The following is a 20,217-nucleotide window of genomic DNA, read 5'->3' as shown; positions in this document are numbered from 1 at the left end:
TATTAAGGGGTCTGACCTCACATTACTCCAAAGTGAATTACCCCAATATAGCATATTAAAAATTAAAAGGTAGAAAACAAATTTGTGGAACTTAATGATAGATATTAAATAGACAGAGCATTAAGGTTTCTTCTTGAAACAATAAGTATTGCTCCGCTGCTTTTTTCTAATTGAATCAAAGGGGAATTTCTTAGGTAAGAAGTCTGGCTGGATTCCCCACAACTGTCTCACCATCCCCAACACTTTTTAACACAACAGCTCCCATACCAATAACAGCATTTTCGCCGATTTCGGATCTTTTGTTGATATTTACGGGTAACTCGAGATGGTTGGATATCAAGTGGAGTATCCTGTGATAAGCTTAAGCAATCTCGAATATGTTCAATGATCCCTTTCGGGATGGAGCTCCCCTTTGGGAAGTACCCCAATTTCTGAAACGCTTTCAGCAGCACCATAGCCTTCAGCAAAAATTCTGATCCCCGCGCAAAGGAATAAACAAATTGGATTTCCTCTATTGTTGGAGTATAGATTTGATGTAGTTCTTTTTTCGTTAGGTTTCGTTTAAATCGAGGATACGCTGTTCTCTCAATCGATGCCATAACATAACTCCCTTGATTTTTTCTAAGATATTTTGAACGTTTATTTTTGTAAATATCGGTAAAGAGTGGCCCTACTAATTCCAGTCATTTCAACAATTTCCTTCACACTATATTGCTCGGTATTATAAAGTTTGATTGCTTTTGTAATCTCTCTTGAATTAACTTTTGGTCGTCCTCCTTGCCTACCACGCGCTCTGGCACTTTTTAATCCCTCTTTGGTCCGTTCAACAATTAAGTCACGTTCAAATTGACTAAATGCTTGGAACACTGTCATCATTAATCTTCCTTGTGGTGTTGATGTGTCGAAGTTTTCTTTTAAACTGATTAATTTTACATCGTGTTCTCAAAATAATTGACTAAATCAATTAAATCTTTCGTACTTCTACCTAAACGTGAAAAACTCTCAACTACTACAATATCACCCGGTCTTAATTTATCCTTCAGCCGGCCTAGTTCAGGGCGATCAGCCTTTGTTCCTGTCATTTTTTCAGTCAATATTTCATTGCAATTATGTTTTTCCAATAAATCAAGTTGTCGAGCTAATTCTTGTTGCCGGGTACTTACCCGAGCGTAACCATAAACATATGAACTCATTTAAAATCATTCACCTCTATGTAAAATAGTATCATAAACGGTGGTAATAGATATATAGATTTTAAGTAATGTTTTGAAACATCGAAAGGTTATTAAATCGAACAAAATTTGTTCAAAATAAAAAATCTCAAAAACAATCGTTTTTGAGATTTTATTATTGTCACATCTAAAATTTAAATTTCCATTAATTAATAGGCCCTGCTATCTTAAAACATTTAATCCACTAACATTTAACCGTAAGTTTTATATGTAAAATTTCGCAAATCCATTATGTTTAGTTTAACATAAAATTCCACAAAAACTTCAATTAAACGGTTCGGTTTTCCCAAATTTTCTTGAAAAAACCTTCCAAATTAACTTGAGAACAATTTAGACAAGGAATATAATGATAGTGATCTCATTATTTATGATTTAATATCATAATATGAGATATACTAAAATTAATTTTTCCTACCTCAGTGTTGGACGGTTAAAAATGGAGGGCCAGAAAATGAGAAAAGAAAAAGATTCTCTTGGCGAAATGGATCTGGAAGATGAAAGGTATTATGGAATCCAGACGGAGAGAGCTCGTACCAACTTTCCTGTTTCGGGCATTAAGGAAAGTACTTATCCAAAAGTCATTCATGCCGTTACTTGCATTAAAAAGGCGGCTGCGATGGCGAATCATCAAATTGGCCGGCTAGACGCTGAAACAGCCAAGGCAATTGGGAGAGCGGCAGACGAAATTTTGGAAGGAAAAATGGATGACCAATTTCCGGTTGATATTTTTCAAGGAGGGGGCGGGACTTCGTTAAATATGAATGTAAATGAAGTCATTGCCAACAGGGCCAATGAATGGCTAACCGGAGAAAAAGGCTATACCAGCGTCCATCCGAATACCCATGTGAACATGGCACAATCAACAAACGACGTCATACCCAGTGCGATACATATAGCTTGTTATGATTATATAGAGGATCTAATTCCAATCTTGGAGCAGTTAGAACGAATATTGGAAAGGAAAATCAAAGAGTTTGAGCATGTGGTCAAAATTGGCAGAACCTGCATGCAGGATGCTGTACCGATCACATTAGGACAGGAATTCAGCGGGTATAAAGGATTTGTTGAAAGGAATATCCTTGAGTTAAGAGAGGTTCAAAAACATTGCTTGTCCCTGCCACTGGGAGGAACAGCCATTGGAACGGGAATTGGCGTTTATCCGGGTTATGTAGAAGCAGTTTATGAGCATTTATCATCAATCACGGGCGTTCCTTTTCATCAAGACAGAAATCTTTTTGACGGGATGCAAAATGGTGATTTTTACTTAAAAGTGTCAGCTGTCTTGAGAGGGTTAGCCTCGGGATTATCAAAAATGGCCTCTGATCTTCGTCTGCTATCATCGGGACCGCGCGCGGGTCTTTCCGAAATTTCTCTTCCGGCCGTCCAGCCGGGTTCATCGATCATGCCGGGAAAAATCAATCCCGTCATCCCGGAGATGGTGATGCAGATCTGTTTCCAAGTATACGGAAATGATACGGCTATCATGCTGGCTGCGGACCGCGGCGAATTAGATTTAAATGTGTGGGAACCGTTAATCATAAAGAATCTTTCCGAGTCGTTTGAATGGTTAACCAACGGAATTCGCATCTTTATTGAAAAATGTATCAAGGATATTAAAGCCAATGAAAAAATTTGTGAAGAAAATGCCCGTTCATCATTAGCTCTATCAACCGTCATTGCCGCTCTATTCGGCTATGAAAAAGCATCTGGTTTGGCAAAAGAAGCCTATATAAAAGGAAGCACCATTAAAGAAATCGTGGTAGAAAAAGGAATTCTGTCAGAGCAGGAGGCCCATTTGCTGCTTGACCCGTTCGTCTTAACGGAGCCGGAAAAAAGCAGCCAGTTATTTACCGATTATTTAGCCGGGCATAGGATGGAAAAATAGTCTTCCACCTGCCCCTTGAAAGAGGGGGGATAGTCTCAGTAAATGATACAATGAATTGAATTCAAATAGTGTTTAAGGAAAGGACCAATGTAATGTCAGAACTGTTAAATAAGGCCTTTACGTTATTATCCCTATTAAAGCCGCGTGAGGGAAAAAAAGAATGGGGAGCAGCGGAATTAGCCCGTCTGGCAGGCTTTAATCCGGCAACCACCCACCGTATTTTGCAGGACTTGCAGCAGTATGGTTTTGTCAGTCAAAATCAGGAAAGCAAAAAGTTTTTCCTCGGACCGGCTTTGATTGAATTGGGTTTTCAAGCCCAATCGCTTTATTCCATCAAAGATGTGGCGCGCCCCTTCATGGAGGAGATACAGAATAAGACAGGGGAATCGGTCTATTTGAATATTTTGGTTCATTCATACGAAGCTATGCTGATTGATTCTGTTGACAGCGACCATCAGTTGAGAGTATATGAACCCATTGGCCTGCGGCTTCCGCTTCATATCGCTGCCACCAGGAGAGCGATTCTTGCTTTTATGGAGCCGGGTGAGCAGGAAGCGTATCTTAGTCACTTCAAAATTGAATTAAGAACCCCCAAAACGATACACAGCAAAGAGGCTTTGGTTGAAGAGTTAAGTCTGATCCGTGAGCGAGGTTATGCCGTTAGCTTTGGGGAAACAACCTTAGGTACAGCAGGCGTGGCAGTCCCTATTTTGGGGCCACGGGGTGTAGAAGGCTCCCTCGGAATAGCCACTCCGGAAGTTCGGCTTAACGATGAAAAAATTGCCGAGTACGCAGAATTGCTAAAATGTAAGGCGAAATCGATTGGAGCTTTAATCGGCGGGAGTTGATACCCTTTAAATATCTTTTGAATTATTGATATAATTAAAATTAATGAAATGTTATTCAGTAATTATATTTTCCTTAGGGATGATGGTATGGCAATGTCAAATGAAGAATTTCAAGAACTAAAAAATACAAAGGTTGCTTCATTCTTTTGTATTTTTTTTTGACTTTTCATTAGCCGAAAAAGAAATTCTAAAATAAAAGTGTTGATATATAATGATAAATGGTGGTATAATAATTTATTTGCTTAAAAATGTCCTATGTGTTATGCTTAATAAGGTTTCAAATTTGGAGGTGTTCAAATGTTTCATGTTGGTGATTCCATTGTTTATCCAATGCAGGGTGCCGGTGTGATTGAAGCAATAGAAGAAAAAGAAATTCTAGGTGAGAAACATCGGTATTATTTGATAAAAATGCCAATCAGGGACATGCAAGTAATGATTCCTACTGACAAAGTAAAAAAATCACGAATTCGCTTAGTTGCCGATATACCTACACTTGAACACGTATTGGACATTTTTCAATACGGGCAAACAGATACAACACTCTCAATGAAAGAAAGATACAAGATTAATACAGAAAAGTTGAGAACAGGCAATATTCAGGAGGGTGCGGAAGTTGTCCGTGATTTAATGCGCTTAAACAAAAAGAAAACTCTCAATTCAAGCGAAAAGCAAATGCTTGAGAGTGCACGGAAGATTTTCATTAGTGAACTAAGCATCATTAGAGGGATCACTGAAAATCAGGCAATAGATTTATTAAATAAAAAGGTTGGATGAGTGCCTTTTTAAAATATCCTAAAATGCTTTATTGTTAAAAAATTTTTGGTAACATCAACAATCAATATGTCAGTATGCATCCGAATAAATGGGTGCTTTTTTATTAGGAGAGAAACATATTTAAAAATAAATCATCATATTATGAACTTTGTTTATGATAATCGTGTAAACAGGGTCTTTCCTAATTAGCTTGTAAAAATTAATAAATATGTGCATTCTAACAAGAGGTTAAGTCCAATATAAAAAAGAGTAAACAAATAAAAGGGGATTGAGGTATGACTACATTTCAGGAAATGGGCATTAGTGAACCCATTCAACGAGCGATTACGGATATGGGGTTTGAAGAAGCATCTCCTATTCAAGAAAAAGCCATCCCCATTGCTTTGGCAGGGAAGGACATTATTGGTCAGGCACAAACAGGTACAGGTAAGACAGCTGCCTTCGCCATACCTATCTTGGAGAAAGTGGATACGAGTAAAAAATTTGTTCAGGCGATTGCCATCGCCCCGACAAGAGAATTAGCGATTCAGGTTTCAGAAGAGATCAATCGGCTTGCGAAATACATGGGCATATCCTCACTTCCTATTTATGGAGGACAGTCTATAGATCGCCAAATTAAAGCATTAAAAAAGGTCCCACACATTATTACGGGAACACCTGGGAGACTTTTGGATCACATTCAACGTAAAACATTGAAGTTAGATCGCATCTCAGCGGTGGTATTGGATGAAGCTGATGAAATGTTAGATATGGGTTTTCTGGAGGATATCGAACGAATCCTCAAAGAGACCCCTGATGAAAAACAAACTTTGCTATTCTCTGCAACCATGCCCAAACTGATTCAAAATCTTGCTGAAAGGTTTATGAACAATCCGGAGTTAATAAAGATTAAAGCGAAGGAAGTTACCTCTCCAACAGTTAAGCAAATTTATTATGAGGTTAAAGAACGGGATAAATTTGAAGTCCTTTGCCGTCTACTAGACGTGGATAATCCAGAATTAGCCGTAATTTTTGGAAGAACAAAAAGACGCGTGGATGAATTAAGTGATGCCTTGAATAAAAGAGGGTATCTTGCCGATGGGTTGCACGGAGATTTAAATCAACGACAGCGAGATGTGGTGATGAATAAATTTCGTGAGGGAAACATTGATATTTTAGTGGCAACCGATGTGGCTGCAAGAGGAATTGATGTATCGGGGGTTACCCACGTTTACAATTTTGACATCCCCCAAGACCCGGAAAGTTATGTTCACCGAATTGGCAGAACGGGGCGGGCAGGTAAGACAGGGTTAGCCATTACATTTGCTACACCGAGGGAAATCGGACAGATTCACAGTATTGAAAAAGCGTCAAAAGGGCATATCCAGCGCAAATCCATACCGACTATAGCAGAGGCAAGGGAGTCAATACAGAGAGCCGCAATCGAAAGAATGATTCAATTGGTTGAAGAGGCGGATTACAAACAGTTTAAACAAGCAGCAAGTGAATTGCTCGAACAATACGACTCGATCGCGTTAGTTTCCATTGCCTTGAAATTGTTGTCGAAGGAACAGAAGGATATTCCTGTGGAGCTAACTTCCGAGGCACCGAGATATGCCAATAAGTCTAAAGGAAAAGGACAAGAAAAACAAAGGAGAAACTATAAGGGGAATAGGGAATTTGGCGTAAAAGGAGGCAATGGTAAACGTAAAAAAACTTCCAAGTCCTCACGAAAAAAAGAAAGAATACCTTTATCTGGAAAAAATAAGTAGGATATTCTGTATCTCATCGCTCTTTTTTTGTACTCGTACCCCAAATTCAACAGTTAATAGTAAACATCCTTGCAAAAACATTCAAAAAATGCTATTCTTTAGAAGAATTATTTTTGTTCGGTGTAAGGGATAGTATCAGTTAAGCTTTTCGTCTTGATCATCACTGAGAGCAAGGATAGTATTAAATTGTGTTTATTTACACATTAGGAGGCAACACAAATGGAAAAAGGTAAAGTAAAATGGTTCAACAGCGAAAAAGGCTTCGGATTCATCGAACGTGAAGGTGGAGACGATGTATTTGTTCATTTCTCAGCGATCCAAGGCGAAGGGTATAAAACTCTTGAAGAAGGTCAAGCAGTGACTTTTGACGTAGAGCAAGGCCAACGTGGTCCCCAAGCTTCAAACGTTCACAAAGCTTAATGATAAGAACAAATATTAAAAGACTCTTTTAGAGTCTTTTTTTATTGAGCTAAAAAATGAAGAGGAATACAAAAAACCGCATTATGCGGTTTGAAGTCAGTAATGCGAAAACCTTTTTGTCAACTTACTCTTCATCATGGTCTATGGGTTCCGTCATTTGTTCTTTGGTTGGCTCACCATATAGCTGGTTGATTTCTTTCACTAAGTGATCTAAAAATTCATCAGATAAAATGGGATTCTTTTCTTTGAACATGCTATCCTCCTTTGGCACGAGTGAAATGATCTATCCACGTATCTAACCTTTCCGTTCATTCTCGGTTTTAATCATTTTAAAAAAATATTTACATTTTCTGAACATGGGAGTAAGATAATCACAGTTTCAATTTTCTTAAATCGCTGAAACCATTAGGTACGGGGGAACCATTTTTGTGGGTTGTGACTGACCCTAGGGGTGAATCCTTTCATGGTAGGGCTACTCAAAGGTCCGAATCCGACAGCTAACCTCGTAAGCGTTATATTGAGAAGGAAGGTGGAGCTTGTGACAATCGTAAATTGATGTGTCTACAGGTCTATTTCATTTGACTTGTAGGCACTTTTTTATTTCTCTCCTGTTAAGAGTCTATCCTTAACAAGGGCAAATATCTTATTGATACACATTTTATGGTGGTGAGGATTGAATGTTTACATCTATAAAAAGGCTTTTAATTGGACGGCCATTAAAATCCTATGAATTAGGGGAACAGAAACTAAACAAAACGAAGGCTTTAGCCATTCTTTCATCAGATGCCCTATCATCTGTGGCCTATGGCCCTGAGCAAATTTTGATCGTCTTATTTACGATCAGTTCAGCAGCATTTTGGTACTCCATTCCGATCGCAGTGGGTGTACTCATTCTTTTAACAGCCCTGATATTGTCTTATCGGCAAATTATCTTTGCTTATCCTCATGGCGGTGGGGCTTACGTCGTTTCAAAGAGCAATTTAGGTATCAATGCAGGTTTGGTTGCTGGAGGTTCCTTATTGGTGGACTATATCTTAACTGTTGCGGTAAGTGTGTCTTCCGGGACGGATGCAATCACATCTGCTTTTCCTGCTTTACATGGCTATAATGTGGAAATTGCCATTGTATTTGTCCTGTTTATCACCATTTTAAACTTAAGAGGAGTAACGGAGTCGGCTTCCGTATTAGCCTATCCTGTTTACTTATTTGTTTTTGCCTTGTTTATCTTAATTGGTGTAGGGATTTATAAGATTGCATCGGGAGGGGTTCCTCCGCATTTACACACGCCCATTGGCACACCAGTGGCAGGGATCAGTTTGTTTATCCTTTTAAGGGCGTTTGCATCAGGAAGTTCTGCCTTAACAGGGGTGGAAGCGATATCGAATGCCATCCCGAACTTTAAAGCCCCTGCTCCAAAAAATGCTGCGAAAACATTAATGGCAATGGGAGCGCTGCTAGCTATCCTGTTTTCTGGAATTGTGTTTTTAGCCTATTACTATGGAATTGCCCCAAGTGAAAAGGTGACCGTTGTTTCGCAAATTGCGGAAGATACCTTTGGGCGGAATTTTGTCTATTTCTTTATTCAAGGAACGACCGCGTTGATCTTAATTCTTGCTGCGAACACTGGATTTTCTGCTTTCCCGCTGTTGGCCGTTAATCTGGCGAAGGATAAGTTTATCCCAAGAATGTTTCTGATTAGAGGGGATCGATTAGGATATTCAAACGGCATTATCATACTAGGAATTTCCTCTATCCTTTTAATCATAGCTTTTCATGCAAAAACAGAGCATCTGATCCCGCTTTATGCCATTGGTGTCTTTTTGCCTTTCACTTTGTCCCAGTCCGGCATGATGGTGAAATGGTTGAGAGAAAAGCCGCAAGGGTGGGTTCCAAAATTTTTCATCAACACAACTGGTGCCTTGATTAGCTTTACCGTCACGATTATTTTCTTGGTAACAAAATTCACGCAGGTATGGCCCATCTTAATTTTCTTACCTGCCATTGTTTACCACTTTCATCGAATTAGAAAGCATTATGAAGCGGTTGGAGACCAGCTTAGCCTTAAAACGTGCGAACCATCTTTCCCTATTGAGGGTAATGTGATGATCGTACCTGTTGCTGGGATGACGCATGTTGTCGAGAATACCTTAAATTATGTTAAATCCCTTTCTCCTGACCAAATTATTGCGGTCTATGTATCATTTGACAGAGACGATGAGAAACAGTTTGAAGAGAGATGGAAGAAATGGCAGCCTGACGTAAGACTGGTGACACTGTACTCTTATTACCGCAGTATTATCAACCCGCTGACGAAATTTGTTGATACCGTGGAGCATAAAGCAAGGGAAGGAAATTACCGGGTAACGGTGGTCATTCCCCAATTTATTCCTAAGAAAGGCTGGCAAAATATTCTTCACAACCAATCAAGCTTACTGATTCGGACATTCCTGCTGTATCGGAGAAATGTAGTCGTTACAACGGTTCCGTACCACTTGAAAAAATAAGAAACAACATATGTTTATGCATTATGTTAACAAAAGAGCAGGCTGATTGAAGAAGGAATTTGTTTTTATATGGATTACAGATCCAGAAGGTAGACTGGTTGAACTATGGGAGAAATAACCGGTTGTAATGATTCATATTTGGGGCTCCACCAACAAAAAGCGGAAAACATACGCTAAGCAAATTTCGACATACAGAAAGCCGATTTTTCCTACGCTAAGGATTCATCGGCTTAATTTTATTCGATAAGAGAATTAGGGTGTAAAGAATTTAAGATACATTAGTGGCTTCCCTCAATTCTTTGAACTTACATACGCAGCATCCCTCGTGGATTTTAACGTGCGAAAATAACTTTGTTGAGGACCCTTATTAGTTACTGTTATCGAAAAACCTATCTACCGTCCTTCCACTGTTCGTAATATTCACCTTTACATTGATTTTCTGAAGCGATGAACCATCTAAAGGAACCTTGCCAGATTGTCCAAGTCTTTGCCATTCCGGCAGTTGTTTTCGATAAAGGGAATCCAGCAGATTAAGAACATCCGTGTTCTGCTTGAGCCCTTCCATATATGTCTGCCTAATCTCTTCACGGATCAACTTTTCAGATTTGCTTTTTAATAATGACTCGGAGGCTCCCTTTCCTATTTCAATAATGTTGCCTTTTACTCTAATAGTAAGGTTGAAATAAATCTTACCGTTACGAACTACCGGAACAATCTCATGTTTTGGATGCTCGAATATTATACTGGCAACAGGCTGTTTTTCCGAACCTATTACAAGCGGGGCACGGGCCGTTCTCCGTTCGATCCAGCGGAGCCCCTTCGCTTTTGTCCTAGGTAGCCAACCGTTCCACTTTCCATTTTTAATGAGTCCATAACCTTCTACTTCAAGAGCACTATACTCCTGCTTTTTGTCAACCCAATATCCCTTAACTGTGTTGATCATGGGAAGCAACGGGGTTTTAGCATGTTCCTTCATCTCGGCAATGAGCCGGTATAACTGTTTGGGAAGTATAAAAGAACTTTGTTTATATGCATCACCTGGATCACCAAGTTGTGAATAGACAGGCGAAGCTTCCAAAATGGGCGAGGCAAGAAGTATATCTTTGACCGGTGCCCGGGTTCCGAATATCCACAGCGTATACCGGAATTCGTTAAAACGAGTTAATAGGTCTATGCCTTCATGGATGCCAAGCTTCAATACTGATTCACTTAGGATCACGGTATTAAGATGGCCCCAATAAATTCTTCGTTGTGAAGTTTTATACAAATTATGAAGAGCTGCCTCGATAGTATTTCCTTGCCCTTTTCCTACCCAAGCTCCTTCTGTAGTCTCACTTTTCCCTCCGCTGCTTTCCTGTTTACCCAATGTAGAAAAATCCAAAATTTGCACATAAACATTATATTTTCCATCCAAATAGTCGATTCCCACTGCATGTGCATAAAACATATGTTCCACTTCCTTGGCATTCCAACAACCCGATAGAAGGGGAAGAAACAAAATAGCAAATATTGCTTTTCTCCAATCATTTCTTTTCATTTATTTCTGATCCCTTCTTCTTGTTGTATCGACGGTGTTCAGCATTTTCGGACGCTTTTTCATATAGACAGCCGGAGCACGAAATACTGCATGAACAATATCACGAAAGGAAATGGGGGAAATGGGGGAAAGGTAAGGAACCCCGAAAGAACGCAGATTGGCAAGGCTAATCAGAATTACGATAACGGAAAGGAGAAGTCCGAATATCCCTAAAAAAGAAGTGACGATTAGGATTAAAATCCTAAGAATACTTACGGCTCCGATCAAAGACTGATTCACAAGAGTATCCGTGGCCACTGCAGTTGTCGCAATTACTACCAATAACGTTGGGCTCGTGAGCCCTGCGCGAATGGCGGCGTCTCCAATGATCAAACCGCCCACTACGGCAAGCGTTTGCCCGATAACACTTGGAAGGCGAACCCCCGCTTCCTTAAACAGTTCGAAGGCAAGTAACATGAAAATGCCTTCTATAGGAGTGGGAAGTGGCACCCCTTTTCTTGACATTACAATGGTGGCCAGCAGTGTCAAGGGAAGTTGATCCTGATGATATGTAGCGATACCGATAAAAAAACCCGGCAGGAATAAGGCGATGCACAAGCCTAGTGCTCTTAAAAATCTACTGAATGCAACACCTGAATATGGATTATGAAGATCCTCAGCAGACTTAAATAGGAACGTTAAATTGACCGGAGCAATGATTGCTGTTGGAACACCGTCAAGAAGAATGGCAAAGCGACCTCGCAGTAAGGCGGAGACCAAATAATCCGGCCGGCCTGTGTAATCGAAAAGCGGAAACAAACTCCATTTTGATTCGGCCAGCCATTCCTCCAGTTCATTGCAGCTATATATAGCATCCATGTCAATTTCAGAAAGCCGATATTTAACTTCTTCCACTACTTCTGGACGAATGACATCCTTTATATATAGGAGCCCTGCCTTCGTTTGGCTGCGCTTCCCTAATGTATATTGTTCATAAGACATAGAATGGGTCCGTAATCTTTTCCGAACCAACGCAACGTTTGCGGAAAGATCTTCAATAAACCCGTCTCTTGGCCCGCGTATGGAAACCTCCGTATTAGTCTCCTCAGGTTTTCTGTTGGGGGGGTTTGAAATGTTGAGGGTAAAAGCGGATGCCAGCCCATCAAAAAACAAGATCATTTCCCCGTTAAAGACTTTCTGTTCAAGGTTATTCAGCAGCACTTCCTTTTGTAACGAGGATATGGACCACTGAGAGAGCAGCGCATCTTCATTTAAAAACTGGGACCCAATCTCATCAAGACATTTGCTTAAGCTTGGAATGATGGTTTCATTAACCCGTTTCGTATCGGATAACCCTTCACAATAGATCATCAGGACGCAAACCACCGGTCCCTCGTGAAAGCTTATTTTCTCAACTTTAACATCTTGGCAATCTTTGAAAGTTTCCTTAGCCCATGTCTCATTTTTCACCAAAGAGGAATCCACATATTGGGGTTTCGCTCCGGCAGACGATTCCTGATTACTTTTTGCTTGTTGTTCCTTTTGAAAAAGGTTAGTGATAAACTGCCAAGTTTTCATGACTCCACCTTCTTTTTTGTTTGTATCCATGCTGTTGAGGCAAGTAAAGCAGATAAGAGTAAAATTAATAGCAGTATATAAGGCAGGTATACCTTCGATAACAATATCATGAACGTTTTATCGCTAATGGGGACTTGGGATATCGCAATCAGAAGAACAAACAACACAATCAAGTAACCGGTTCGTTTTTTACTCTTCGGTATGTTCAAAAGTTCCGGGATTAAAAACATTCCGAACGATACCCTTATAAAAGATCCGACGATCCATTGATAAATAGATAAAAAGTCAACATGTTCAATAAAATGTTTGAACGTGACCAACCTCCATTGTTCAAATGCTGGAAAACGCATTCTTGCAGCTTCATACGGCCCAAAAATCGCAATCGCCCCTGTTAGAGGACCAAGTGTCAATTCCACCAACATCATTCCTGTTATTAGAAGGGGAAAAAACCTTATTTTTGATTGAATTCGATGCTGCATAAAAACAAAATAGAATATTCCAACAAACCCTGACCCTGCGTACATCATTCCTTTTAGGACAGATTCAGATCCGTGCTCAAAAAGAGGAAACAGCATGGAATAATCTTTATGGGGAAAATTTGAAGCCATAACAATGAAGCCAAACACGATTACAAGGGGAAGCAGTATCCCATTCACAATCGCAATGGAACGCAATCCAGAATGAACAATATAAAAGGAGACCAACGAAAAACAGAAAACAAGGACCAAATTTGGTGTGTTAGGCAGGTATGTAATATTAGTCCAGTAGGTAACATCCCGAATAGTCGTGGCACACATGAGAAACATTTCTATAAGGATAATCAGGATAATTAAATAGGCAAATATAGGCCCTAAAAGTTGCTTTAGCCAAAGGAAAAGGTGCTGCTGTCCGCTTCCCTTCATGATGAAAAAAATGAGTGGAATCCAAGCTAGCAACAAAATCCCCGAGAACAACACAGAAATCCACGAATCCCGTCCTGCTGTTTGAAGCAATATTGGAATGACGATTACGTGATCTAGTATTCCTATGGCGGTAATTATGATCATAGAGGCTTGAAGGATACTAATCGTTTCAGTCTTTTTCATACCACGAACTCCCTTAAAAAACAGGAAATTTTTTAACTACCGATAACGCTTGATTATGAACAAAAATACCCTTCGGTTAAGTTTAACCTGGGAGGAAATGGGCATTTTCTACTTTTTAAGAACACCTTAACTTAAGACGGTTTAGTTTGAATAATGAATGCAATCCGTTAAATCAGGGCCGGAGAACATGATTCCATCATGCCACCGGAGAACAGACCAATATCACCTGCTTAAAATTAAAAAAATAAATAAATACGTTAAAAATATTAATATAAAAATAAATAAAATTAAAATTATTTATTTACATATTAATTTTATTGAATTATAATCAAATTAAATTAAACTACAGAAAGGATTTGATTATGACCTATCCAGTGATTACAAATTGTCCGGTATGCAGTCATAAGTTGAAGGTTACGAAGCTGCGCTGCGAACACTGTAGCACAACAATTGAAAATGAGTTTGAAATGTCGAAATTAGCATCGCTGTCCAAGGATCAGCTGGACTTTGTCGAAGTATTTTTAGTATGCAGAGGAAACATCAAAGAAGTTGAAAAAGAACTTGGGATTTCATATCCAACGGTTCGTGGCAAGCTAACAGATATTATCACATCATTAGGCTATGAGCCAAAAAAGAAAAATGAAGTGGATGAGAAAAAGATTGTTGCTATGCTGGAAAATGAAGAGATCACTCCGGAAGAAGCAATTAAGCTTCTAAAAGACGAAGGAGGAGGAGAATGACATGAAAGAAGAAATTGCAAAGGTTTTGGCCATGGTACAGGAAGGTAAAATTGATGCAGAAAAGGGCTCAGAGCTAATTGAAGTCTTGAAGGAAAAGGAAGAAAGCGGCAATATACTTACAAAAAAAACGAATTTCTCAAAGGATGACGGGCCGCGGACATCGAAATATTTGGACAAAATGCTAAAGATCCGTGTTGAGTCATCAGAAAATGACAATGTTAAGATCAATTTGCCAATCAAACTTGTCAAGGTTGTTCTCATGGCCGGACACAGCATTGCCTCAAGTATACCCGAGTCAGAGAAATATTTGAAGGATATTGATATTAACATGATTCTTGAAGCGATTGAAAACGAACTGGATGGTCAAATTGTTGACATTAAAGCGGCAAATGGCGATACTGTTTCAGTCATCATCGAATAGAGGACGCAGATGCTGCATGTTAGAGTAAAATCAAAAGATGTAAGTTTCTCAGTTCCTATTCCATCTATGATTTTGAATTTAGGCATTTCCATTCTTTGTTCAAAAATGCTGCAGCAGCATGTGAACGAATGGTCAAAGGCATATATCGAAAAAAGTAAAATCCCTTTTGTCATCCCCCCACTTGATAAATCGGCTTTAAAAAGGATCGTCGATGAACTTAAAAATCATAAAGGGATTGTGTTGGTCGATATTAAAGCAAAGGATGGAACTGAAGTCAAGATCAGGCTTTAGTTCCAATTTTCAAAACTTGTCCTATTATTTAAAATTTGTTAGCAAACATGTCGAAAAATACTTTGGTATCTAACCAACGGATCAAAACGCTGGTAAATCAATATTTATAGTGAGAGGAAGAAGTATGAGCAATCCCGGAAACTTCTGTAAAAAGGTAAAAAGATTCTTTAAAGCCAAGGAAGTGAATAATTATTAATATGACGGAAGGAAGTACACAACGATGGATTTCGAAACAGTGATGCAGGAGCTCAAAGCCCTCGGCAAGGAACGAACGAAAAGAATGTACATATCCAATGGTGCACATGAGCCGCTTTTTGGTGTGGCTACAGGTGCTATGAAACCAATCGCAAAGAAAATAAAAATAAATCAACCTTTAGCGGAAGAGCTTTATGCCACAGGTAACTATGATGCCATGTACTTTGCAGGCATTATTGCAGACCCTAAAGCCATGTCTGAGTCGGATTTTGATCGTTGGATGGATGGAGCGTATTTTTATATGCTGTCTGATTATGTAGTGGCCGTCACGTTATCGGAGTCAGATATTGCACAAGACGTCGCTGATAAATGGATTGCAAGCCATGATGAACTGAGAATGTCAGCGGGCTGGAGCTGCTACTGCTGGCTATTAGGGAATCGCCCAGATCATGAATTTTCCGAAAGCAAGATTTCTACTATGCTTGATAGGGTGAAAAATACGATTCATGATTCGCCAGAACGAACAAAGTCCTCGATGAATAACTTTCTATACACCGTGGGAATTTCCTATTTGCCGCTACATGAAAAGGCAGTTAAGACCGCGAAGGAAGTAGGTACAGTAGAAGTCAAACGGGACAAGAAAAAACCCAGCCTTCTAAATGCTTACACAAGTATTCAAAAAGAAAAGGATAGAGGGAGGCTTGGTTTTAAGCGAAAGTATGTTAGATGCTAAAATCAGCTGGGCATCAGCGAGTTCGATAAACATAATCTGACGATCGATTTGGTTTGGACCCCTTCTATATCTGCTCACTAGTCCGCAAATGACGCAAATTATCATCTATAAAATGACAAAAGTAAACAGGCAAGTCAGAATATTTTGAAACCCAACCTCTTATTTTTCGTCTAAAAATGAAGAGGAGGTTATTTACAAATTGATTGTTATAAAAAGGTTTTCAGTATTTTTATTTCTGATTGGGATTTCACTGTTAATGGGCTGCACATCAAAAGAAACAGAAAAGGATATGAAGTTACCAGAAGGGATTCCTGATTTTGTTCAAGAAAGTGATTTTAAGGGGATTAATTGGGATAAAAAGGCAATTGCTTTAAAAAACAATATAATCGGGAATAAAAATAAATCAGGTGTCATTGGTGCGGATATGCCAAGTTTAAGCCCACAAAAATGGATGTGGCATTTGTGGGGCATTGAAAGTCCTAAAAATTTAACGGTTGTAGGATATCATAAAGAAACAAAAACCGTCCATCAAATATTAAAAACAGGTTGGACAATTGAACTTGGCGGTCCAAATAATGGAGCAGATGCCCACGCACCATCCAATGTCAAGATTCCAAAGCCAGGAGAATGGGCGATCCTGCTTTATACGGATGAAAAACTTTTTGATATATTAGTTTACGAAATCAATGAATAAATGACTAAAATACCCCCTAGACTTATATAGTTTAGGGGACAATTTTTTAATTAAGATAATACGGTTGGCCTTTAGTAAGGTCCAGGTTAACTATTTCGTGTATAGATAATAATCCTGGGCCTGGTAGCTCTTAAACCCGCAAGATTCATAGAGTCTTAGGGCGTGGGCGTTCTTGGCTTCGACTTCGAGGAAAATTGACAGTCCTTTTTGCTGTTCCATTTTTACCACTTTAGATAGGGCCTTTCTGCCGATACCTTTTCCTTGGAGTTCGGGATAAACAGCAAATCCATAGATCCATGCTTCCCCATTCAATTCGGAGACGCGCATTTTACCGGCTGTTTTTCCATTTGCTTCAATGATCAGCCTTTGGTCACTGCTGTATTCCCTGATCATGTCGGCAAAATCCCGAGCTTGTTGCTCGCTAAAGCCAAAGCTGTGGATATCGAGTTGGATTTCGGCTTCCTCATCTTCCTTTGTTACCGCTGGTCTTACGGTAATGCCCTCATCCTCGACTAACTTTGTCGGATGCCATTTCATTTGATATTCGGCAAACGAAAAAGAGCAGGGAATGGTCTTTAAAAACTCTTGGGCAGAAAATGAACTTTTTGGAGCATTTAATAAAATGGTTTCAGCCTGATGTTTCTTCGCCTCGTCAATTCCCATTTTCAGCAGACGTGAAAAGATGCCCCTTCGGCGGTAGTTCGGATGGACCATGCCGCAAAGCTCAATTTTTTTACCAAAACCATAGCTTCCTAGAAAGCCGACAAGCTGGCCGTTTTCAAAATGGAAGAAATCCTCTTGGCGGTTCCCGGTTCGGTTTTCGAGCATGTCGAAATTCAGCTTTAACTGAAATCCACCGTCCTGTTCACAAACCTGTTGCAGTGCTTTAATATCTGCTAACTCTTTCTTTGTCAGCAATCACTTCACCCCTTTGTCAATTAGAGCACGGGACTGTCTTAAATCAGGAAAATCTAAGACAGTCTTTTCGAAAATTAAACTTGTACGATGGTTCTGCCAATTGCTTCGCCTTTTAGAAGAGTAGGGAGGACCTCTGGGAGTTGTTCCAATCTGATTTCCTGCTGGATCAGCGCTTCTAAATGGATTGGTTTAAAATCAGTTGCCAGGCGCTCCCAGATTTTTAGCCGCGTCTCCATTGGACAATAGACGGAGTCAATCCCAAGTAAATTGACGCCTCTTAGGATGAATGGAAAGACAGTCGTCGGAACCTTTGTTCCCCCGGTCAAGCCGCTTACCGCTACCGACCCGCCATATTGGATTTGGCTTAACATGGCTGCTAACTGCTCACCGCCAACAGGGTCGACAGCAGCTGCCCATTTTTGTTTCCCTAATGATCTTATTTTTCCATCAAAAACATCTTCGCGAGGAACGATCGTGTTGGCTCCTAGTTTTTTCAAAAAGTCATGCTGCGAGCTTTTGCCAGTACTGGCGACGACCTTGTATCCGAGTTTTGCAAGTATCGAAACGGCAAAACTGCCGACGCCGCCAGTTGCTCCGGTAACGAGGACCGGTCCTTTTTCTGGCGAAACATGATTTTCGATCAATCGCTGCACGGATAAGGCGGCCGTAAATCCGGCAGTTCCGATCGTCATCGCTTCTTTCAGGGATAGCTCCTTAGGAAGGGGGACAACCCATTCTGCCGGGATTCGTGCATATTCACTGTAACCGCCGAAATGGGAAACCCCGATTTCATAGCTCGTTGCAATGACTTCGTCGCCTTCCTTAAAACGGGGGTCGGTTGACGAAACAACAGCACCGGCCAAGTCAATTCCCGGAATCATCGGATAGGTTCTGACAATGTTACCATCAGGGATCGCTGTAAGACTGTCTTTATAATTCACCCCGGAATAGTGGACACGGATGACAACGTCTCCTTCCGGTAAGTCATTCAATGTAAGGTGGTTTTGGATCTCTACTGAAAATAGATCGTCCTGTTTATTGACGATCAATGCTTTAAAAGGCTGCGCCATGGTTATTCCTCCTTGAATCCTAGAAGAAAGTTCTCTCCTCTAGATAAAAAATTTCCTTTGTTCATTATATCGTGTTGGTGGTACGAAAAAATAGTCAAACCTGCGACAATTTAATGACTTGAAATTTTTCCACCATTAACAGGTGCATGTCCAAGCAAAATTATTAAATGGACATATTTTGTCTATATATACGGCAGGTTGAAGGGGGGTAACAGAATGAGCAAGACAGAAGGTACAGGAAATAGCTTTGCTTTAATTGTCGTTCTGTTCATCTTATTAATTATTGTTGGGGCAGCCTATGTAAACCAAGGCGGTGGAGGAGGAGATCCAGTATTCATTGGTTTCTTTCCATTCTTCCCGTTCTTCTTTTGGTAGTCGTATCGGTAGACAAAAATGTCAATCTCTTAAAAACTCGTTTCTGGTGGTGGCCCGACATTGTTCGGGTTCGCCAGCAATACATACGTTAACCAGCTATAAAATTTTTAGCGAAAAATGGCCTTATAGTAACTTCGCGCCTAAATACAGAAAACGATTTCAAATTGGATATAGGGAGCCGCTTTTTGCAGATTTGCTTGTTTTTAGTACTAAACTTATTTTTTTCACAAGACTATAAAAATAAGTTTACCAATATGTTAATGGAACATTATAATAAAATAATGATATAATCAAAGTTGTAGAATTCTTTAGGGAGTGAAGGAAATGGATTACGGACTTTTCGTTCTTTTAGGTTTGTTTTTAGCCGCCATGGTCGCGTCTTCGGTCATGTTTAGTAAAATGATGAAGGAATAGCCCGTACATATTCTGTTTTGAAGTATGGGCATATGAGTAATATTTTTGTGCATACAAGTCAAAAGGGCCCCCTGTGGGCCCTTTTGGTTATAAAGTCTATTCTTTTAATACTCGCTTTGCTCCGGCATAGCGATCGTTCCAGTACTTTGTGTTAATGGACTGATATTTCACACCTGATGCAGTTGCAACCAAGAATTGACCGTTTCCGTCATAAATCCCAACACAGGTTAAATCTTTCCCATTTGTTTTGAAAAAGACTAAATCGCCTTGTTTTAATTTCGCCTTTTGTACTTTTTTTCCTAATTTGAATTGTCCCTTTGAAGAACGCGGCAATTTGATCTTGGCAGCCGATGTTTTGAACACATACTGCGTGTAGCCTGAGGCATCGAACCCGGTTCTAGGGTTGTTGCCGCCCCATTTAAATTTTGCGCCAAGTGAACGTTTCCCAACTTCCACTACTTCCTGCCCCCAAGAAACTGATGCTTCCGCTTTAAAAAGCGGCGTAAATATCAGTGTAATTCCAACAAGCACCGACGTTAAAAGCAGCAAAAGATTCTTTGGCAAACGGACTGACATTGACATGAAAATTCCTCCATTTTAGTAATTTTATTATGCGCACAAATAGATAGACGTTAGAGGATTCATTTAGTTTCAAAAACATGGAAGATTTTTGTGCAATTTATTTACCTTGAAAAAAATGCTATAAAAATACCTAAAATGAGAGTATTGACTTATTCACGATTTATTCAAATCATGGATGTAGGTTAGTTTAA

General features: G+C 39.7%; 20 protein-coding genes, 1 pseudogene and 1 riboswitch. Of the genes and pseudogenes, 12 read left to right on the top strand and 9 right to left on the bottom strand.

From position 1 onward, the window contains the following. Positions 1–227 precede the first annotated feature (227 nt). Positions 228–599, bottom strand: a complete 372-nt coding sequence (locus RCG24_RS06070) for a DUF4158 domain-containing protein (RefSeq protein ID WP_202654268.1) — start codon at positions 597–599, stop codon at positions 228–230. Between the two features lie 43 nt (positions 600–642). Continuing rightward, positions 643–1,193 (bottom strand): annotated as a pseudogene (locus tag RCG24_RS06065) (recombinase family protein); the annotation flags it as partial. Positions 1,194–1,683: 490 nt separating this feature from the next. On the opposite strand from RCG24_RS06065, the gene RCG24_RS06060 reads away from it, so the two are divergent. From RCG24_RS06060 to RCG24_RS06040, 5 genes are all read left to right on the top strand, one after another. Beyond that, positions 1,684–3,117 carry an aspartate ammonia-lyase gene (locus tag RCG24_RS06060; protein ID WP_308078608.1) on the top strand — a complete coding sequence of 478 codons (1,434 nt, stop codon included), beginning with the start codon at positions 1,684–1,686 and terminating at the stop codon, positions 3,115–3,117. A 92-nt stretch (positions 3,118–3,209) separates the two neighbouring features. Beyond that, positions 3,210–3,965, top strand: a complete 756-nt coding sequence (locus RCG24_RS06055) for an IclR family transcriptional regulator (protein WP_308078607.1) — start codon at positions 3,210–3,212, stop codon at positions 3,963–3,965. A 297-nt stretch (positions 3,966–4,262) separates the two neighbouring features. Further along, positions 4,263–4,739, top strand: coding sequence for a CarD family transcriptional regulator (locus RCG24_RS06050; RefSeq protein ID WP_202654272.1), 477 nt, complete (start codon positions 4,263–4,265; stop codon positions 4,737–4,739). 275 nt (positions 4,740–5,014) lie between these two features. Further along, positions 5,015–6,490: a degradosome RNA helicase CshA gene (locus RCG24_RS06045; protein WP_308078606.1), complete on the top strand. Its 1,476-nt coding sequence runs from the start codon at positions 5,015–5,017 to the stop codon at positions 6,488–6,490. 219 nt (positions 6,491–6,709) lie between these two features. After that, positions 6,710–6,910: a cold-shock protein gene (locus tag RCG24_RS06040; RefSeq protein WP_202654274.1), complete on the top strand. Its 201-nt coding sequence runs from the start codon at positions 6,710–6,712 to the stop codon at positions 6,908–6,910. A 124-nt stretch (positions 6,911–7,034) separates the two neighbouring features. Here the strand turns inward: RCG24_RS06040 and RCG24_RS06035 are convergent, their stop codons facing one another. Beyond that, positions 7,035–7,163 (bottom strand): hypothetical protein, encoded by a 129-nt coding sequence (locus tag RCG24_RS06035; protein ID WP_202654275.1) that lies wholly within the window; start codon positions 7,161–7,163, stop codon positions 7,035–7,037. 131 nt (positions 7,164–7,294) lie between these two features. Further along, a riboswitch (cyclic di-AMP (ydaO/yuaA leader) is annotated at positions 7,295–7,437 on the top strand. Between the two features lie 150 nt (positions 7,438–7,587). On the opposite strand from RCG24_RS06035, the gene RCG24_RS06030 reads away from it, so the two are divergent. Continuing rightward, the gene (locus tag RCG24_RS06030) at positions 7,588–9,414 is read left to right on the top strand and encodes an APC family permease (RefSeq protein ID WP_308078605.1); all 1,827 of its coding nucleotides are present in this window, start codon (positions 7,588–7,590) and stop codon (positions 9,412–9,414) included. Between the two features lie 367 nt (positions 9,415–9,781). On the opposite strand, the gene RCG24_RS06025 is transcribed toward RCG24_RS06030, so the two are convergent. The 3 genes from RCG24_RS06025 to RCG24_RS06015 are packed head-to-tail and all read right to left on the bottom strand — an operon-like array spanning position 9,782 to position 13,593. Further along, the gene (locus RCG24_RS06025; protein ID WP_308078604.1) at positions 9,782–10,951 is read right to left on the bottom strand and encodes a Ger(x)C family spore germination protein; all 1,170 of its coding nucleotides are present in this window, start codon (positions 10,949–10,951) and stop codon (positions 9,782–9,784) included. Further along, positions 10,952–12,508 carry a spore germination protein gene (locus RCG24_RS06020; RefSeq protein WP_308078603.1) on the bottom strand — a complete coding sequence of 519 codons (1,557 nt, stop codon included), beginning with the start codon at positions 12,506–12,508 and terminating at the stop codon, positions 10,952–10,954. Next, positions 12,505–13,593, bottom strand: coding sequence for a GerAB/ArcD/ProY family transporter (locus RCG24_RS06015; RefSeq protein ID WP_308078602.1), 1,089 nt, complete (start codon positions 13,591–13,593; stop codon positions 12,505–12,507). Before RCG24_RS06015 ends, RCG24_RS06020 begins: the two co-directional genes overlap by 4 nt. Positions 13,594–13,955: 362 nt before the next feature. On the opposite strand from RCG24_RS06015, the gene RCG24_RS06010 reads away from it, so the two are divergent. The 5 genes from RCG24_RS06010 to RCG24_RS05990 all read left to right on the top strand — a co-directional run bounded on the left by RCG24_RS06010 (position 13,956) and on the right by RCG24_RS05990 (position 16,667). Further along, positions 13,956–14,333, top strand: coding sequence for a DUF2089 domain-containing protein (locus RCG24_RS06010; RefSeq protein WP_308079122.1), 378 nt, complete (start codon positions 13,956–13,958; stop codon positions 14,331–14,333). A gap of 1 nt (position 14,334) precedes the next feature. Then, positions 14,335–14,754, top strand: coding sequence for an SHOCT-like domain-containing protein (locus tag RCG24_RS06005; protein WP_308078601.1), 420 nt, complete (start codon positions 14,335–14,337; stop codon positions 14,752–14,754). Between the two features lie 66 nt (positions 14,755–14,820). Then, the gene (locus tag RCG24_RS06000; protein WP_308078600.1) at positions 14,821–15,045 is read left to right on the top strand and encodes a hypothetical protein; all 225 of its coding nucleotides are present in this window, start codon (positions 14,821–14,823) and stop codon (positions 15,043–15,045) included. 220 nt (positions 15,046–15,265) lie between these two features. Beyond that, on the top strand, positions 15,266–15,973 hold the full coding sequence (locus RCG24_RS05995) for a DNA alkylation repair protein (RefSeq protein WP_308078599.1): 708 nt from the start codon (positions 15,266–15,268) through the stop codon (positions 15,971–15,973). Positions 15,974–16,172: 199 nt separating this feature from the next. Beyond that, positions 16,173–16,667: a DUF4871 domain-containing protein gene (locus RCG24_RS05990; protein ID WP_308078598.1), complete on the top strand. Its 495-nt coding sequence runs from the start codon at positions 16,173–16,175 to the stop codon at positions 16,665–16,667. A 90-nt stretch (positions 16,668–16,757) separates the two neighbouring features. On the opposite strand, the gene RCG24_RS05985 is transcribed toward RCG24_RS05990, so the two are convergent. Together RCG24_RS05985 and RCG24_RS05980 are read right to left on the bottom strand one after the other, a co-directional pair. Beyond that, positions 16,758–17,585, bottom strand: coding sequence for a GNAT family N-acetyltransferase (locus RCG24_RS05985; protein ID WP_308078597.1), 828 nt, complete (start codon positions 17,583–17,585; stop codon positions 16,758–16,760). Between the two features lie 74 nt (positions 17,586–17,659). After that, positions 17,660–18,655: an NADPH:quinone oxidoreductase family protein gene (locus tag RCG24_RS05980; RefSeq protein WP_308078596.1), complete on the bottom strand. Its 996-nt coding sequence runs from the start codon at positions 18,653–18,655 to the stop codon at positions 17,660–17,662. A gap of 216 nt (positions 18,656–18,871) precedes the next feature. On the opposite strand from RCG24_RS05980, the gene RCG24_RS05975 reads away from it, so the two are divergent. Next, positions 18,872–19,030, top strand: a complete 159-nt coding sequence (locus tag RCG24_RS05975) for a YjcZ family sporulation protein (RefSeq protein ID WP_202654285.1) — start codon at positions 18,872–18,874, stop codon at positions 19,028–19,030. 510 nt (positions 19,031–19,540) lie between these two features. Here RCG24_RS05975 and RCG24_RS05970 read toward each other — a convergent pair. Further along, positions 19,541–20,026, bottom strand: a complete 486-nt coding sequence (locus RCG24_RS05970; protein WP_308078595.1) for a C40 family peptidase — start codon at positions 20,024–20,026, stop codon at positions 19,541–19,543. Positions 20,027–20,217 lie beyond the last annotated feature (191 nt).

This window comes from Neobacillus sp. OS1-32 (assembly GCF_030915425.1).
Classification (GTDB): domain Bacteria; phylum Bacillota; class Bacilli; order Bacillales; family Cytobacillaceae; genus Neobacillus; species Neobacillus paridis.
Note: the sequence above shows the minus strand (reverse complement) of the source record. Positions and strands in the feature narration are given on the sequence as shown.